General features: G+C 64.5%; 1 pseudogene. It reads left to right on the top strand.

What is annotated here, in order from left to right:
- Positions 1-155 precede the first annotated feature (155 nt).
- Positions 156-1,148: pseudogene (gene araD1, locus ENZ74_RS32060) on the top strand (AraD1 family protein).
- Positions 1,149-1,299: the final 151 nt, after the last annotated feature.

The raw sequence follows: 1,299 nt of genomic DNA, 5'->3' as shown, positions 1-1,299 counted from the left end.
GGCACCCCGCCGGTAACAGAAGTCCCTGAGGGACCAGGCCCGCGAGCGCAATCCGAACTGAGAATTTAAACCGTGGCATGGACGAGGTCCCGGCCGCGCTGAGCAAGGTTTGCCGTTTTGGCAGCCCTGCCAAGGCAAATGAGAGAGGATTCATCATGCTGATCTCCCAGATCCTTGACGACGCCGAGACCATCCGCGTCGTCGCCCGCAATGGCGGCAAGACCCGGATCATCAATGGCGCCCGCAGCGTCTATTCGCTGGCGATGGAGGCCGCCCGCACCGGCGTCGGCCTCGTCGCGCTGATCGAACGCAAGGGGCTTGGCGAGACGGTCGATCTCGAGGCCGCTTACAAGAAGGGGCGGCTGCTGTCGCCGATCAATCACCCCGATCCGGCGCATCTGCACCTGACCGGCACCGGGCTGACGCATCTCGGCTCCGCCGCGACGCGCGATTCCATGCACAAGAAGCTGAGCGCCGACGGCGAGGAGCAGCTCACCGATTCCATGAAGATGTTCCGCATGGGGCTGGAGGGCGGCAAGCCGGCGAAAGGCCAGATCGGCGTGCAGCCGGAATGATTCTACAAAGGCAACGGCACGATGGCGGTGGCACCAGGCGCCGCACTCCTGTCACCGGCCTTTGCCAAGGACGCCGGCGAAGAGCCCGAGGTCGCCGGCATCTACGTCATCGGCGACGACGGCGCACCTTTCCGCGTCGGCTTCACGCTGTCGAACGAGTTTTCCGACCACGTCACCGAGCGCGTGAACTATCTGTTCCTCGCGCATTCCAAGCTGCGCAACGCCTCGTTCGGGCCGGAGATCCTGATCGGCGACCTGCCGTCCGACATCCGCGGCACCTCGCGCATCGTGCGCGACAGCGAGGTGCTGTGGGAAAAGCCGTTCCTGTCCGGCGAAGCGAACATGTCGCACACCATCGCCAATCTCGAACATCATCATTTCAAATACGCGGCCTTCCGCCAGCCGGGTGACGTGCATGTGCACATGTTCGGCACGGCGACGCTGTCCTTCGCCGACGGCATCACGACCGAGGCCGGCGATGTCTTCGAGATCGAGGCCGGGGATTTCGGCCTGCCGCTGCGCAACCCGCTCGAGATCGAGCAGCCGGTGAAGGTGGCTGTGAAGGCGCTTTGAGAGCGCGCCTTTTCCTTCTCCCCAAGTGGGAGGTGGATCGGCGCGTTAGCGCCGAGACGGATGAGGGGTGTTCCAGCGGAGTGAAACGTTGGCGTTCCCTGGAACACCCCTCATCCGTCGCCTCCGGCGACACCTTCTCCCACAAGGGGAG

It is taken from the genome of Mesorhizobium sp. M7A.F.Ca.CA.002.15.2.1 (genome assembly GCF_003998715.1).
GTDB classification, from domain to species: Bacteria; Pseudomonadota; Alphaproteobacteria; order Rhizobiales; family Rhizobiaceae; genus Mesorhizobium; species Mesorhizobium ciceri.
This window is presented reverse-complemented; position numbering and strand designations above follow the sequence as displayed.